Source organism: Streptomyces sp. LaBMicrA B280 (assembly GCF_049222185.1).
In the GTDB taxonomy this organism is placed as follows: domain Bacteria; phylum Actinomycetota; class Actinomycetes; order Streptomycetales; family Streptomycetaceae; genus Streptomyces; species Streptomyces murinus.
Genome location: NZ_JBMJCT010000003.1, coordinates 204,666 through 217,995, shown reverse-complemented (window position 1 = coordinate 217,995; position 13,330 = coordinate 204,666). Strand labels below are relative to the sequence as shown.

14 protein-coding genes are annotated in these 13,330 nt (G+C 69.5%); 9 read left to right on the top strand and 5 right to left on the bottom strand.

The genetic code is table 11. The annotated features are described in order from the left end of the window. Positions 1 to 30 precede the first annotated feature (30 nt). The 7 genes from ACLF5H_RS03375 to ACLF5H_RS03345 all read left to right on the top strand — a co-directional run bounded on the left by ACLF5H_RS03375 (position 31) and on the right by ACLF5H_RS03345 (position 6,602). Entirely contained in the window at positions 31 to 576 is a 546-nt protein-coding gene (locus tag ACLF5H_RS03375; protein ID WP_037656500.1) for a F0F1 ATP synthase subunit B, read from the top strand. Then, the gene (locus tag ACLF5H_RS03370; RefSeq protein ID WP_421674579.1) at positions 573 to 1,388 is read left to right on the top strand and encodes a F0F1 ATP synthase subunit delta; all 816 of its coding nucleotides are present in this window, start codon (positions 573 to 575) and stop codon (positions 1,386 to 1,388) included. Before ACLF5H_RS03375 ends, ACLF5H_RS03370 begins: the two co-directional genes overlap by 4 nt. Before the next feature lie 160 nt (positions 1,389 to 1,548). Next, on the top strand, positions 1,549 to 3,141 hold the full coding sequence (gene atpA / locus ACLF5H_RS03365; protein WP_037656498.1) for a F0F1 ATP synthase subunit alpha: 1,593 nt from the start codon (positions 1,549 to 1,551) through the stop codon (positions 3,139 to 3,141). A 21-nt stretch (positions 3,142 to 3,162) separates the two neighbouring features. Beyond that, a complete protein-coding gene (locus ACLF5H_RS03360) occupies positions 3,163 to 4,080 on the top strand; it encodes a F0F1 ATP synthase subunit gamma (protein ID WP_421674578.1) in 918 nt (305 codons plus the stop codon). Beyond that, positions 4,080 to 5,516 (top strand): F0F1 ATP synthase subunit beta, encoded by a 1,437-nt coding sequence (atpD, locus tag ACLF5H_RS03355; RefSeq protein ID WP_037656495.1) that lies wholly within the window; start codon positions 4,080 to 4,082, stop codon positions 5,514 to 5,516. The genes ACLF5H_RS03360 and atpD overlap by 1 nt, the downstream gene beginning before the upstream one ends. A 110-nt stretch (positions 5,517 to 5,626) precedes the next feature. Continuing rightward, positions 5,627 to 6,001: a F0F1 ATP synthase subunit epsilon gene (locus ACLF5H_RS03350; protein ID WP_037656493.1), complete on the top strand. Its 375-nt coding sequence runs from the start codon at positions 5,627 to 5,629 to the stop codon at positions 5,999 to 6,001. Between the two features lie 154 nt (positions 6,002 to 6,155). Next, complete coding sequence (locus tag ACLF5H_RS03345) at positions 6,156 to 6,602, top strand: DUF2550 domain-containing protein (RefSeq protein WP_421674577.1); 447 nt, start codon at positions 6,156 to 6,158, stop codon at positions 6,600 to 6,602. 40 nt (positions 6,603 to 6,642) lie between these two features. Here ACLF5H_RS03345 and ACLF5H_RS03340 read toward each other — a convergent pair whose 3' ends face one another. Beyond that, positions 6,643 to 8,478: a glycosyl hydrolase family 18 protein gene (locus ACLF5H_RS03340; RefSeq protein ID WP_421674576.1), complete on the bottom strand. Its 1,836-nt coding sequence runs from the start codon at positions 8,476 to 8,478 to the stop codon at positions 6,643 to 6,645. Positions 8,479 to 8,736: 258 nt separating this feature from the next. On the opposite strand from ACLF5H_RS03340, the gene ACLF5H_RS03335 reads away from it, so the two are divergent. Beyond that, positions 8,737 to 9,438 carry a DUF4097 family beta strand repeat-containing protein gene (locus tag ACLF5H_RS03335; RefSeq protein WP_421674575.1) on the top strand — a complete coding sequence of 234 codons (702 nt, stop codon included), beginning with the start codon at positions 8,737 to 8,739 and terminating at the stop codon, positions 9,436 to 9,438. 31 nt (positions 9,439 to 9,469) lie between these two features. Here the strand turns inward: ACLF5H_RS03335 and ACLF5H_RS03330 are convergent, their stop codons facing one another. Together ACLF5H_RS03330 and ACLF5H_RS03325 are read right to left on the bottom strand one after the other, a co-directional pair. Next, the gene (locus ACLF5H_RS03330; protein ID WP_421674574.1) at positions 9,470 to 10,117 is read right to left on the bottom strand and encodes a response regulator; all 648 of its coding nucleotides are present in this window, start codon (positions 10,115 to 10,117) and stop codon (positions 9,470 to 9,472) included. Further along, positions 10,114 to 11,286: a sensor histidine kinase gene (locus ACLF5H_RS03325; protein ID WP_421674573.1), complete on the bottom strand. Its 1,173-nt coding sequence runs from the start codon at positions 11,284 to 11,286 to the stop codon at positions 10,114 to 10,116. Before ACLF5H_RS03325 ends, ACLF5H_RS03330 begins: the two co-directional genes overlap by 4 nt. A gap of 158 nt (positions 11,287 to 11,444) precedes the next feature. On the opposite strand from ACLF5H_RS03325, the gene ACLF5H_RS03320 reads away from it, so the two are divergent. Next, positions 11,445 to 11,990 (top strand): hypothetical protein, encoded by a 546-nt coding sequence (locus ACLF5H_RS03320; protein ID WP_421674572.1) that lies wholly within the window; start codon positions 11,445 to 11,447, stop codon positions 11,988 to 11,990. On the opposite strand, the gene ACLF5H_RS03315 is transcribed toward ACLF5H_RS03320, so the two are convergent. Together ACLF5H_RS03315 and ACLF5H_RS03310 are read right to left on the bottom strand one after the other, a co-directional pair. Further along, complete coding sequence (locus ACLF5H_RS03315) at positions 11,987 to 12,559, bottom strand: cob(I)yrinic acid a,c-diamide adenosyltransferase (protein WP_421674571.1); 573 nt, start codon at positions 12,557 to 12,559, stop codon at positions 11,987 to 11,989. The two genes, ACLF5H_RS03320 and ACLF5H_RS03315, sit on opposite strands and share 4 nt — an antisense overlap. A 13-nt stretch (positions 12,560 to 12,572) precedes the next feature. Further along, positions 12,573 to 13,322 (bottom strand): ABC transporter permease, encoded by a 750-nt coding sequence (locus ACLF5H_RS03310; RefSeq protein WP_421674570.1) that lies wholly within the window; start codon positions 13,320 to 13,322, stop codon positions 12,573 to 12,575. Positions 13,323 to 13,330 lie beyond the last annotated feature (8 nt).

Here is a 13,330-nt window from a genome sequence, read left to right as displayed (position 1 = left end):
GCGACAGCCCATTCGACGAAAGGCACTGAGATGACCCACTCATGGGTTCAGTTTGCGGCGGAGAAGGAGAACCCTCTCATTCCGCCGTGGCCGGAGCTCGTCATCGGCCTGATCGCCTTCGTCATCGTCTTCGGCTTCCTCGCCAAGAAGCTCCTCCCGAACATCAACAAGGTTCTGGAAGAGCGTCGCGAGGCCATCGAGGGCGGTATCGAAAAGGCCGAGGCCGCGCAGACCGAGGCCCAGAGCGTCCTTGAGCAGTACAAGGCCCAGCTGGCCGAGGCACGGCACGAGGCCGCGCGGCTGCGCCAGGAGGCGCAGGAGCAGGGTGCCACCCTCATCGCCGAGATGCGGGCCGAGGGCCAGCGGCAGCGCGAGGAGATCGTCGCCGCCGGTCACACCCAGATCGAGGCCGACCGCAAGGCCGCCGCGTCCACGCTGCGTCAGGACGTCGGCAAGCTCGCCACCGACCTGGCCGGCAAGCTCGTCGGCGAGTCCCTCGAGGACCACGCCCGGCAGAGCCGTGTGATCGACCGCTTCCTCGACGAGCTCGAGGAGAAGGCCGAGGCCGCGCGATGAACGGAGCGAGCCGCGAGGCCCTGGCAGCCGCACGGGAGCGTCTCGACGCGCTGACGGACTCCACGTCCGTGGACGCCGCCGCGCTCGCCGACGAGCTGGCGGCCGTCACCGCGCTGCTCGACCGCGAGGCCGGCCTGCGCCGGGTTCTGACCGACCCGGCGCAGTCCGGAGAGGCCAAGGCCGAGCTGGTCCAGCGCCTGCTCGGTGCCCAGGTCAGCGGTGTGGCCGCCGACCTGGTGGCCGGGATGGCCCGCGCCCGCTGGTCGCAGCCCCGCGACCTGGTGGACGCGCTGGAGCAGTTGACGGACATCGCCGACCTCACCGCTGCGGAGAAGCGTGGCAACCTCGACGAGGTCGAGGACGAGCTGTTCCGCTTCGGCCGGATCGTCGCCTCCAGCACCGAGCTGCGCGCCGCCCTGACCGACCGCACCGCGGGCGCCGGGGCCAAGACCGAGCTGCTGAACCGGCTGCTGGGCGGACGGGCCAAGCCCGCCACCGAGCGTCTGGTCGTGCGCCTCGTGGCCGCGCCGCGTGGTCGTAGCCTGGAAGCGGGACTGGAGTCCCTGTCCAAGCTGGCCGCGGAGCGCCGGGACCGTCTGGTCGCCGTCGTCACCTCGGCGGTACCGCTGAGCGACACCCAGAAGCAGCGCCTCGGCGCCGCCCTCGGCAAGCTCTACGGCCGCCGGATCCACCTCAACCTGGACGTGGACCCCGACGTCGTCGGCGGTATGCGGGTCCAGGTCGGTGACGAGGTCATCAACGGTTCGCTCGCGGACCGACTGGACGAGGCCGCCCGCCGCATGGCGAGCTAGCGGCGACGCGACAGCGACGCGGCACCTCGACATACCGAGTAATAGCAGTACGTACATACGGCCCTGGTTGGGCCGTGCAGAGGATTCACCTCCTGTTGGGGGGAGTCCCCATCCCCCCAAAGTGAAACTTCGGGCCCAACAAGGAGAGCAGGGAACCCAGATGGCGGAGCTCACGATCCGGCCGGAGGAGATCCGGGACGCGCTGGAGAACTTCGTCCAGTCGTACAAGCCGGACGCGGCCTCGCGCGAGGAAGTCGGTACGGTCACCCTTGCCGGCGACGGCATCGCGAAGATCGAGGGTCTTCCCTCGGCCATGGCCAACGAACTGCTGAAGTTCGAGGACGGCACCCTCGGCCTCGCCCTCAACCTCGAGGAGCGCGAGATCGGTGCCATCGTCCTCGGCGAGTTCAGTGGCGTCGAGGAGGGTCAGCCGGTCACGCGTACCGGCGAGGTGCTCTCCGTCGCGGTCGGCGAGGGCTACCTCGGCCGTGTTGTCGACCCGCTCGGCAACCCGATCGACGGCCTCGGCGAGATCGAGACGTCCGGCCGCCGCGCCCTTGAGCTGCAGGCCCCCACGGTCATGCAGCGCAAGTCGGTGCACGAGCCGATGGAGACCGGCTACAAGGCCGTCGACGCGATGACCCCGATCGGCCGTGGTCAGCGTCAGCTGATCATCGGTGACCGCCAGACCGGCAAGACCGCCCTGGCCGTCGACACCATCATCAACCAGCGCGACAACTGGCGCACCGGCGACCCGAAGAAGCAGGTCCGCTGCATCTACGTCGCCATCGGCCAGAAGGGCTCCACCATCGCGGGCGTTCGCCGCTCGCTGGAGGAGAACGGCGCGCTGGAGTACACGACCATCGTCGCCGCCCCGGCGTCCGACCCGGCCGGCTTCAAGTACCTTGCGCCGTACACCGGTTCGGCCATCGGTCAGCAGTGGATGTACGAGGGCAAGCACGTCCTCATCATCTTCGACGACCTCTCGAAGCAGGCCGACGCCTACCGCGCCGTGTCCCTGCTGCTGCGCCGCCCGCCGGGCCGTGAGGCCTACCCGGGTGACGTCTTCTACCTGCACTCGCGTCTGCTGGAGCGCTGCGCCAAGCTCTCCGACGAGATGGGTGCCGGTTCGATGACCGGTCTGCCGATCGTCGAGACGAAGGCCAACGACGTCTCGGCGTTCATCCCGACCAACGTCATCTCCATCACCGACGGCCAGTGCTTCCTGGAGTCGGACCTGTTCAACGCCGGTCAGCGTCCCGCGCTGAACGTCGGTATCTCGGTCTCCCGAGTCGGTGGCTCCGCCCAGCACAAGGCGATGCGCCAGGTCTCCGGCCGCCTCCGTGTGGACCTCGCCCAGTTCCGTGAGCTGGAGGCGTTCGCCGCCTTCGGTTCCGACCTGGACGCGGCCTCCAAGGCCCAGCTGGAGCGCGGTCAGCGCATGGTCGAGCTGCTGAAGCAGGACCAGTACCAGCCGATGGCCACCGAGGACCAGGTCGTCTCCGTGTGGGCCGGTACCAACGGTCGTATGGACGATGTCCCGGTCGTGGACGTCCGTCGCTTCGAGCGGGAGCTGCTGGACTTCCTGCACCGCAAGCACCAGGGCCTGATGACCTCCATCAAGGAGGGCGCCAAGATGTCGAACGACACGATCCAGGCGATCGACGACGCGGTGGCCGAGTTCAAGAAGCAGTTCGAGACCTCGGACGGCAAGCTGCTCGGCGAGGACACTCCTGCCGCTGCCGCCAAGTGACGTAAGGAAGGGACCTGACTCATGGGAGCCCAGCTCCGGGTCTACAAGCGTCGCATCCGATCCGTCAGCGCGACCAAGAAGATCACCAAGGCGATGGAGATGATCGCCGCCTCGCGCGTCGTCAAGGCGCAGCGCAAGGTGGCGGCCTCCACGCCGTACGCGACCGAGCTGACGCGCGCGGTCACGGCGGTCGGTACGGGGTCGAACACCAAGCACCCGCTCACCACGGAGGCGGAGAACCCGACCCGTGCCGCGATCCTGCTCCTCACGAGCGACCGCGGTCTGGCCGGTGCCTTCAACTCCAACGCCATCAAGGCGGCGGAGCAGCTGACCGAGCGCCTGGAGCGCGAGGGCAAGCAGGTCGACGCGTACATCGTCGGCCGGCGCGGTGTCGCCCACTACAACTTCCGCGAGCGCAAGGTCGCGGAGTCGTGGACGGGCTTCACCGACGAGCCGTCGTACGCCGACGCGAAGAAGGTCGCGGCACCCCTGATCGAGGCCATCGAGAAGGACACGGCCGAGGGCGGCGTGGATGAACTCCACATCGTCTACACCGAGTTCGTCTCGATGATGACGCAGACCGCGCTTGACGCACGGCTGCTTCCGCTGCGCCTCGACGAGGTCGCCGAGGAGACGAAGTCCGAGGGCGAGATCCTGCCGCTCTACGACTTCGAGCCCTCGGCGGAGGACGTCCTTGACGCCCTGCTGCCGCGCTACGTGGAGAGCCGTATCTACAACGCGCTGCTCCAGTCGGCCGCTTCCAAGCACGCCGCCACGCGGCGCGCGATGAAGTCGGCCACCGACAACGCGGGCGAGCTGATCAACACGCTGTCCCGTCTTGCCAACGCGGCCCGCCAGGCCGAAATCACCCAGGAAATCAGCGAGATCGTCGGTGGCGCGAGCGCCCTGGCCGACGCGACCGCGGGGAGTGACCGATAATGACCACCACTGTTGAGACCGCGACGGCTACGGGCCGCGTCGCCCGGGTCATCGGCCCGGTCGTCGACGTGGAGTTCCCCGTCGACGCGATGCCGGACATCTACCAGGCGCTGCACGTCGAGGTGGCCGACCCGGCCAACGCCGGCGAGAAGAAGACGCTGACCCTGGAGGTCGCCCAGCACCTGGGTGACGGTCTGGTCCGCACCATCTCCATGCAGCCGACCGACGGTCTGGTCCGCCAGGCCGCCGTCATCGACACCGGCGCGCCGATCTCGGTGCCCGTCGGCGACTTCACCAAGGGCAAGGTGTTCAACACCCTTGGCGAGGTGCTGAACGTCGACGAGCAGTACGAGGGCGAGCGCTGGCCCATCCACCGCAAGGCCCCGAACTTCGACGAGCTCGAGTCCAAGACCGAGATGTTCGAGACGGGCGTCAAGGTCATCGACCTGCTCACCCCGTACGTCAAGGGCGGCAAGATCGGCCTGTTCGGCGGTGCCGGTGTCGGCAAGACGGTGCTCATCCAGGAGATGATCTACCGTGTCGCCAACAACCACGACGGTGTCTCCGTGTTCGCCGGTGTCGGTGAGCGCACCCGTGAGGGCAACGACCTCATCGAGGAGATGACCGACTCGGGCGTCATCGACAAGACCGCCCTGGTCTTCGGTCAGATGGACGAGCCCCCGGGCACCCGTCTGCGCGTCGCGCTGGCCGGCCTCACCATGGCCGAGTACTTCCGTGACGTCCAGAAGCAGGACGTGCTGTTCTTCATCGACAACATCTTCCGCTTCACGCAGGCCGGTTCCGAGGTCTCCACGCTGCTCGGCCGGATGCCGTCCGCGGTGGGTTACCAGCCGAACCTGGCCGACGAGATGGGTCTCCTCCAGGAGCGCATCACGTCGACCCGCGGTCACTCGATCACCTCGATGCAGGCGATCTACGTCCCCGCGGACGACCTGACCGACCCGGCCCCGGCCACCACCTTCGCCCACCTCGACGCGACGACGGTTCTCTCCCGTCCGATCTCGGAGAAGGGCATCTACCCGGCCGTGGACCCGCTGGACTCGACGTCCCGGATCCTGGACCCGCGGTACATCGCCGCGGACCACTACAACGCGGCCATGCGCGTGAAGAACATCCTGCAGAAGTACAAGGACCTGCAGGACATCATCGCGATCCTCGGTATCGACGAGCTCGGCGAGGAGGACAAGCTCGTCGTCCACCGTGCCCGTCGCGTGGAGCGCTTCCTGTCCCAGAACACCCACGTCGCCAAGCAGTTCACCGGCGTGGACGGTTCGGACGTGCCGCTGGACGAGTCGATCGCCGCGTTCAACGCGATCTGCGACGGTGAGTACGACCACTTCCCGGAGCAGGCGTTCTTCATGTGCGGTGGCATCGAGGACCTCAAGGCCAACGCCAAGGAGCTGGGCGTCTCCTGAGCCTCGTGCTCTTCTGAGGGGGCGGGCGCGTCCCGCCCCCTCTGCAACGCCCACTAGAATTGACCCCAACACCCGGCACCCCTGCCGGGTGGTGACCCGAGGAGCCACTCTTGGCTGCTGAGCTGCACGTCGAGCTGGTCGCCGCGGACCGCCAGGTCTGGTCCGGCGAGGCCACCCTGGTCGTCGCGCGCACCACCTCCGGCGACATCGGCGTCATGCCCGGTCACCAGCCGCTGCTCGGTGTGCTGGAGTCGGGCCCGGTGACCATCCGTACGAGTGATGGCGGAACGGTCGTCGCCGCGGTGCACGGCGGTTTCGTCTCGTTCGCGGACAACAAGCTGTCCCTGCTGGCCGAGATCGCCGAGCTGTCGGACGAGATCGATGTCCAGCGCACGGAGCGGGAGCTGGAGCGCGCGAAGGCGGAGGGCGACGCCGCCGCCGAGCGCCGCGCGGACGTCCGACTTCGTGCGGCGACCGCACGCTGAACCAGCCGCGCGGTACGTTGACATCACTCAGCCGCGGCCGGCCCGGAGCAATCCGGTGCCGGTCGCGGCTGAGGCAGATGTAGGTGTTTTTTCCGTTTCATTACTCAGTAGTAGAAGCAGTTCCCCTACCTAGGAGACGAGGAGGTCGGTGCCGATGGTCCTCGCTCTGACTGTGTGCGGGATCGTGGTCGCGCTCGTGGTGGTCGGGCTGTTTCTGTTCGGCCTGCGCCGTCGGCTGATCCAGCGCTCGGGCGGGACCTTCGACTGCTCCCTGCGCTGGGACGTGGCCGAGAAACCGGACGCGGGCGGCAAGGGCTGGAGCTACGGCGTCGCCCGCTACAACGGCGACCGCATCGAGTGGTACCGGGTCTTCTCCTACGCCGTCCGCCCGCGCCGTGTCCTCGAACGCGCCCAGATCGAGGTGGCCGGCCGTCGGCTGCCCGAGGGCGAGGAGGAACTGGCGCTGCTGTCCGACGCGGTGGTCCTCGCCTGCGTCCACCGGGGCACGCGCCTCGAACTCGCCATGAGCGAAGACGCGCTGACCGGTTTCCTCGCGTGGCTGGAGGCGGCCCCACCCGGACAGCGGGTGAACGTGGCGTAACCACGTCCACCCGCTGGGCCGATGCTTCTTACTGGACTTCTTACAGGTTGCTGCTGATCGCGTTCACCAGTTCGCCGTCGCTGGTGTCGCCGCTGAACTCCCAGAAGAACGCGCCGCCCAGGCCCTGGGTCTTGGCCCAGCTCATCTTCCCGGCGATGGTCGACGGGGTGTCGTACGACCACCAGTTGCTGCCGCAGTGGGCGTACGCGGTGCCCGCGACGGTGCCGGTGACCGGGCAGGACGACTTGAGGACCTTGTAGTCCTCGATGCCCTGCTCATAGGTGCCGGCCGCCGGGCCCGTGGCGGTGCCGCCCGGGGCGTCCTGGGTGACGCCGGTCCAGCCGCGGCCGTAGAAGCCGATGCCGATGAGCAGCTTGGACGCGGGGACACCGGCCGCCTTGTACTTGGCGATCGCGTCGGCGGTGGTGAAGCCCGCCTTCGGGATGCCGCTGTACGAGGTGAGCGGGGAGTGCGGGGCGGTGGGGCCCTGCGCGTCCCAGGCGCCGAAGAAGTCGTACGTCATCACGTTGTACCAGTCGACGTACTGGGAGGCGCCGGAGTAGTCGGCGGTGTCGATCTTGCCGCCGTCCGAGCCGTCGGCGGAGACCGCGGCCGTGACCAGCTTGCTCGCGCCGAACTTGGCGCGCAGCGCGGCCATCACGTTCTTGAACGCCTCGGGCCCGCTGGTGTCACAGGTCAGACCGCAGTTGTTGGGGTACTCCCAGTCGATGTCGATGCCGTCGAACACATCGGCCCAGCGCGGGTCGTTGACGAGGTCGTAGCAGGACTGGGCGAACCCGGCCGGGTCCTTGGCCGCGTCGGCGAAGCCGCCGGACCAGGTCCAGCCGCCGAAGGACCAGATGACCTTGAGGTTCGGGTACTTGGCCTTCAGCTCGCGCAGCTGGTTGAAGTTGCCGCGCAGCGGCTGGTCCCAGGTGTCGGCGGTGCCGTTGACGGCCTGGTCGGCGGTGAACGCCTTGTCGTAGTCGGCGTAGGAGTCGCCGATGGCGCACTTGCCGCCGGTGATGTTGCCGAAGGCGTAGTTGATGTGGGTGATCTTGGCGGCGGAGCCGGAGGTCACCAGGTTCTTCACGTTGTAGTTGCGGGCGTAGATGCCCCAGTCGGTGAAGTAGCCGAGCTTGACCTTGCCGCCGGCGGGCGGGGGAGTGGTGGAGCCGCCGCCGGTGGTGTGCACGGCGAGCGCGGCACTGGCCGGACCGGTCTGGTCGGCGGTGTCGCGGGCCTGCACGGAGTAGGAGTAGTCGCTGCCCGCGGTGAGCCCGGTGTCGGTGTACGACGTGGTGGTCACGGTGGCGATGACCTTGCCGTCGCGCAGCACGTCGTAGTTCTTGATGCCCTTGTCATCGGTGGCCGCGCTCCAGGAGAGCTTCACCGAGGTGTCGGTGACACCGGAGGCGGTCGGGGTGCCGGGGGCGCTCGGGGCGGAGTCGCCGGGGGCCGTCGTGCCGTCGCAACTGCTGCCGTTGAGCGTGCAGTTGCTCGGGTTGCCGGAGCCGGCGCCGTTGAAGCCGAAGCTGACGGAGGCACCGGGGGCGAGGGTGCCGTTGTAGGACTTGTTCTTCGCCGTCCAGTGGTTGCCGGAGTTGGTGACGTCGGCGTCCCAGGCGGAGGTGACGGACGTGCCGGAGGGGAAGTCCCACTGGATGGTCCAGGAACTGATGCTCGCGGACCCGGAGTTCTTGACGGTCCACTGGCCGCCGAAGCCGGTGCCCCAGTCGCTGGACTTGGTGAAGCTCGCGGTGACGCCGGCCGCCTGGGCGCTCGCGGCCGGTGCGGGGCTCGCGAGTCCGACCAGTCCGGCCAGGGGGAGTACCAGGGTCGCGAGCCCTGCCGCGACCTTGTGTCTGAAGCGCATCGAGCGCCTCCCTCGGTAGTGGGGGTGACAGGGGGCATGACTGAGCCTTCATGCCCACGGTGCTGCGAGGGTAGAAAGGTCTGGACCACGGGTCAATAGGTCTGGACCATTCCAAGTCCGGTATACCCCCGGTGGATTGGGGGGTTTTCCCCATCGAAGCGCAGGCGGCGGGCTGCGTACGATCGCTGTGACCGATCCACGATCCGATGCGCTGTATACGGGGGATTCTTCATGCGACGCGCGCGTTTCCTTGCTGCCGTGGCTCTGGCCGCACTCACCGTCGGCGGGCTGTCCGCGTGCCAGGTCCTCGACCACAAGACCTTCCAGGACGACGCCAAGGTGTCCCAGAAGGTGACCTCGATCCACCTCGACAGCGGGAACGGCGGGGTGAAGGTGCGGACATCGGCGGACGCCACCACGATCTCCGTGCACCGCAAGGTCGACTACTCCGGCGACAAGCCGACCGGCACCAGCTTCCATGTCGACCAGGGCGTCCTGACCCTCGCCGGCTGCGGCCACAGCTGCGGCGTCGACTACGACGTGACGGTGCCCGCCGCCCTCCCGGTGACGGGCGGCACCTCCAACGGCGACCTCGCGCTGAACGGCGTCGGCACGGTCGACGTACACACCAGCAACGGCGAGATCGCGGTGACCGGAGCGACGGGCGCGGTGAAGCTGCGCACCTCGAACGGAGAGGTCACCGTGAAGAACGCCAAGGGCGGCGTCGACGCCCAGACGTCGAACGGCGAAGTGACGATCCAGGCCGCCACCCCGCAGAACATCAAGGCCCACACCTCCAGCGGCAGTCTCACCGTCACGGCACCGCCCGCCGACTACCGGATATCGGCGCACAACATCAACGGCGACAGGAAGGTGGCATTCAAGGACGACCCGGCGGGCCGGTACCGCCTGGACCTGTCGACGACCAACGGTGATCTGACCGTGAGGTCGGCGAGCTAGCAGGCCGGAGCGGGGCCGCGCCCCGATTCGGTTAGGCCCCCAACTCCCTTGCCAGTACCGCCGCCTGGACCCGGCTGCGCAGGTCCAGCTTGCCCAGCAGGCGGCTGACGTGCGACTTGGCCGTTCCCTCCGCCATCTTCAGGCGGGCTCCGATCTGGGCGTTGGACAGTCCCTCGCCGAGAAGGGAGAGCACCTCGCGCTCGCGCGGGGTCAGCCCGTCCAGTACGGCGGGATCCGGCCGGGAGCCCCGGTCGCCGCCCGGGCCTGCGGCGAACTCGGCGATCAGGCGCCGGGTCACGGCCGGTGCCACGACGCCCTCCCCGCGCGCCACCGTCCGCACCGCGTCGATCAGGTCCTTCGCCTCCGCGCTCTTCAGCAGGAACCCGGCGGCTCCGGCCCGCAGTGCCCCGAAGACGTACTCGTCCAGATCGAAGGTGGTGAGCACCAGGACATCGGCAAGCCCCTCCGCCGCGATGAGCCGGGTCGCCGACACCCCGTCCAGGAGCGGCATCTGCACATCCATCAGGACGACGTCGGGCCGCAGTTCCCGGGCGAGTGCCACCGCCCGTTCGCCGTTCGGTGCCTCGCCGACCACCTCGATGCCGGGCGCGCTGCGCAGGATCAGGACCAGTCCCGCGCGGACGGCCGACTGGTCCTCGGCGACCAGGACGCGGATCATGCGGGGATCTCTCCATAGCGAGTGTGCTCGGCCAGCGGAAGGACGGCACGGACGGTCCAGCGGTCACCGTCCGGGCCTGCGGTCAGGGTTCCCCCGAGCAGCGCGGCCCGCTCCCGCATCCCGGGGAGCCCGGCACCCGAGCCGGGCGCCCGGGGTCCGTCGCCGGGCCGGTAGGAGCTGCTCACCTCGATCCGCAGGGCGTCGCCCGCCTGGCGCAGCAGGACCCGTACGGATCCCGGGGCCGCGTGCTTGAGGGCATTGGTCAGCGACTCCTGCACGATCCGGTAGGCGGCCAGCTCGATGGGGGCCGGGACGCTGCCCTGTCCGGCGTCGAGGGTGATGTCCAGCCCGTTGGCGCGGGCACCGGCGACCAGCGCGCCGAGCCCGTCGAGCGTCGGTGTCGGCATCGGCCCGCTCTCCCCGCCGCTGTCCCGCAGGATGCCGATCAACCGCCGCATCTCGGTCAGTCCGGCCACGCTGTTCTCCCGGATGACGGCGAGGGATTCCCGGGAGGTGTCCGGGTCGTCGAGGGAGAGCGCGGCCGTGGAGTGGATCGCGATGGCCGACAGATGGCCCGCGACCATGTCGTGCAACTCCCGTGCCATTCGCGCCCGTTCGGCGGTCACCGCCTGTGTCCGGTCCAGCTCCGCGAGCAGCGCGGTCTGTTCGGCCCGCAGCCGGGCGGTCTCGGCGGCCTCGTGATGGTTGCGCACCAGGGCCCCGGTGGCGGCGGGGCCGAAGGAGACCACGGCGCAGCCGAGGCCGACCAGGATGGCCTGCGGCTCGCGCCACCAGACGAGAAAGCCGAGCGTCACCCCGAGGCTGACCAGCCCGGTGGTGACCGGGATACGGCGGGCGGCGGCCGGTGAGCCGTAGAGCACGGCGGTGTAGGCGAGGTCCGTGAACATCAGGATCGTCGCCACATTGCCCGGGGTGAACATGTCGAAGGTGATGGCGAAGGTGCCGCAGATCAGCGCGAGCCGGGGCCGGGTGCGGCGGAGCAGCTCCAGGCCCGCCGTCACCGCCAGCGGGATCAGCCCCCACCCGGCGCCGAGCACCCCGCTGCCCGAGGTGTGCAGCCCGAGCGCCCACAGCACGACTCCGCCCGCGAGACCACCGGCCGCGAGGAACACGTCGAACCGGTGCGGTCGGGGGAGTCGTACGGCCATGACCCCATCCAACACGCCCCGGGACCGGCGCGGATGGTCCCTGGGGAGGGTCCCGGACTGCCACTTTCGCTTACCCCGGGCTCGCCTCGGGAGACGACGATCCGCCGCCCCCGCCGCGCGAGCCTGGGAGGAGGGGAACGGAGAAGGGGGAGTGGGGTGTGATCGTCACGCTGATCGTCGCCTGCGAGGTGGCGTTCTGGGTGCTGCTCGCGGCGGGGCTGGGTGTCCGGTACGGGCTGCGGATGCCGCGCACCGGACTGGCCCTGCTGCTGTGCGAGCCGCTGCTGGAGGTGGTCCTGCTCGTCGTCGCCGCGATCGATCTGAAGCACGGCGGCCGGGCGGACTGGCGGCACGGACTGGCCGCCGTCTACATCGGCTGCACGGTCGGCCTCGGCCACGCCACGATCCGCTGGGCCGACGCCCGGGTCGCCCATCGCTTCGCCGGTGGCCCGCCCCCGGTGCGCCCGCCCCGCCACGGCCGGGCCCGCGCCGTCCACGAATGGCGGGTGGCGGCCCGCTGGATCCTGGCCTGCGTCGTCGCCCTCGCGCTGCTCCAGGCGGCGATCTGGTACGTCGGCGCCGACGGCGACACCGGTTCGCTGCGGGCGTGGCAGCTCAGGATGGTGTGGCTGATCGGCGTCAATGTGGTCATCGCGGGGAGCTACACGCTGTTCCCGAAGCGGGAGCGGGAGCGTGCCCGCTAGCGCTCGCCGCCCGGCACCCACAGCACGTCGCCGGTGGCCTTGTTGGCGATGCGGGCCAGGATGAAGAGAAGGTCGGAGAGGCGGTTGAGGTAGGTGGCGGTGAGGGGGTTCATGGCGTCGCCGTGCGCCTCCATCGCCGCCCAGGTGGAGCGTTCGGCGCGGCGGACGACCGTGCACGCCTGGTGCAGCAGGGCCGCGCCCGGGGTGCCGCCGGGGAGGATGAAGGACCGCAGCTTCTCCAGCTGCTCGTTGAAGCGGTCGCAGTCCGCCTCCAGCCGGTCGATGTAGAACTGCTCGACCCGCAGCGGGGGGTACTCCGGGTTCTCCGTCACCGGGGTCGACAGGTCCGCGCCCACGTCGAACAGGTCGTTCTGCACGCGGGTGAGGACGCTGACGACCTCCTCGTCCAGGCCGCCCAGGGCGATCGCGGTGCCGATGACCGCGTTGGCCTCGTTCGAGTCCGCGTACGCGGAGATCCTCAGGTCCGTCTTGGGCACCCGGCTCATGTCACCGAGGTGCGTGGTGCCCTTGTCGCCGGTGCGGGTGTAGATACGCGTCAGATTGACCATGGGCCCAGCGTAATTACGCCCCGGCCGTCCGGAACACCCGTGTGCCCGTCGTCACGGCCAGCGCGGCGAAGCCGACGGCCACGAGGACGCCGTAGAGCATGTGCGCGCTCGTGTAGTGGCCCACGTAGGCGTCGCGCATCGCGTCCACCAGATAGCGGAACGGCACGAAGTGCGAGAGCACGTCCAGCCAGGCGGGCGCGAGCGACATCGGGAGCACCAGGCCGGACAGCAGCATCGAGGGCATCGACACCGCGTTGATCAGCGGGCCGAACTCCTGCGGGGTGCGGACCTTCATGCCCGTCGCGTACGACAGGGAGGCCAGGGAGAGGGTGAGCAGGGCGACGAACCCGAAGCCGATGAGGATCCCCGCCAGGGGTGCGCGCAGGCCCATCGCCACGGCGGCCAGCACCAGCAGGACCGCCTGGAACACGAACACCGTGGCGTCGCGCAGCACCCGGCCGAGCAGCAGCGCGAACCGGCTGACCGGGGTGACCCGCATCCGCTCCACCACCCCCTGGGCGCTCTCCATGATGATCGTGAATCCGGCGAACAGGGCACCGAAGAGGCCGAGTTGGAGCAGCAGCCCCGGCACCAGGATCTGCCAGGAGCTGCCCGCCCGGCCCAGTGGCAGTCCGGTCAGCAGGGGGCCGAAGAAGAGCAGATAGAGCAGCGGGGTCAGGGCGCCGAAGAGCAGGGCGAAGCGGGAGCGGAGGGACTGGCGGAGGTAGCGGCCGTAGACGAGGGCCGTGTCGTGCAGCAGCATGCCGGTGG

Coding starts and splice junctions, on each gene's coding strand:
- ACLF5H_RS03360 (WP_421674578.1), top strand. CDS start 3,163: ATGGGAGCCCAGCTCCGGGTCTACAAGCGTCGCATCCGATCCGTCAGC.
- atpA (WP_037656498.1), top strand. CDS start 1,549: ATGGCGGAGCTCACGATCCGGCCGGAGGAGATCCGGGACGCGCTGGAG.
- ACLF5H_RS03315 (WP_421674571.1), bottom strand. CDS start 12,559: ATGGTCAATCTGACGCGTATCTACACCCGCACCGGCGACAAGGGCACC.
- atpD (WP_037656495.1), top strand. CDS start 4,080: ATGACCACCACTGTTGAGACCGCGACGGCTACGGGCCGCGTCGCCCGG.
- ACLF5H_RS03375 (WP_037656500.1), top strand. CDS start 31: ATGACCCACTCATGGGTTCAGTTTGCGGCGGAGAAGGAGAACCCTCTC.
- ACLF5H_RS03345 (WP_421674577.1), top strand. CDS start 6,156: ATGGTCCTCGCTCTGACTGTGTGCGGGATCGTGGTCGCGCTCGTGGTG.
- ACLF5H_RS03340 (WP_421674576.1), bottom strand. CDS start 8,478: ATGCGCTTCAGACACAAGGTCGCGGCAGGGCTCGCGACCCTGGTACTC.
- ACLF5H_RS03370 (WP_421674579.1), top strand. CDS start 573: ATGAACGGAGCGAGCCGCGAGGCCCTGGCAGCCGCACGGGAGCGTCTC.
- ACLF5H_RS03325 (WP_421674573.1), bottom strand. CDS start 11,286: ATGGCCGTACGACTCCCCCGACCGCACCGGTTCGACGTGTTCCTCGCG.
- ACLF5H_RS03310 (WP_421674570.1), bottom strand. CDS start 13,322: ATGCTGCTGCACGACACGGCCCTCGTCTACGGCCGCTACCTCCGCCAG.
- ACLF5H_RS03330 (WP_421674574.1), bottom strand. CDS start 10,117: ATGATCCGCGTCCTGGTCGCCGAGGACCAGTCGGCCGTCCGCGCGGGA.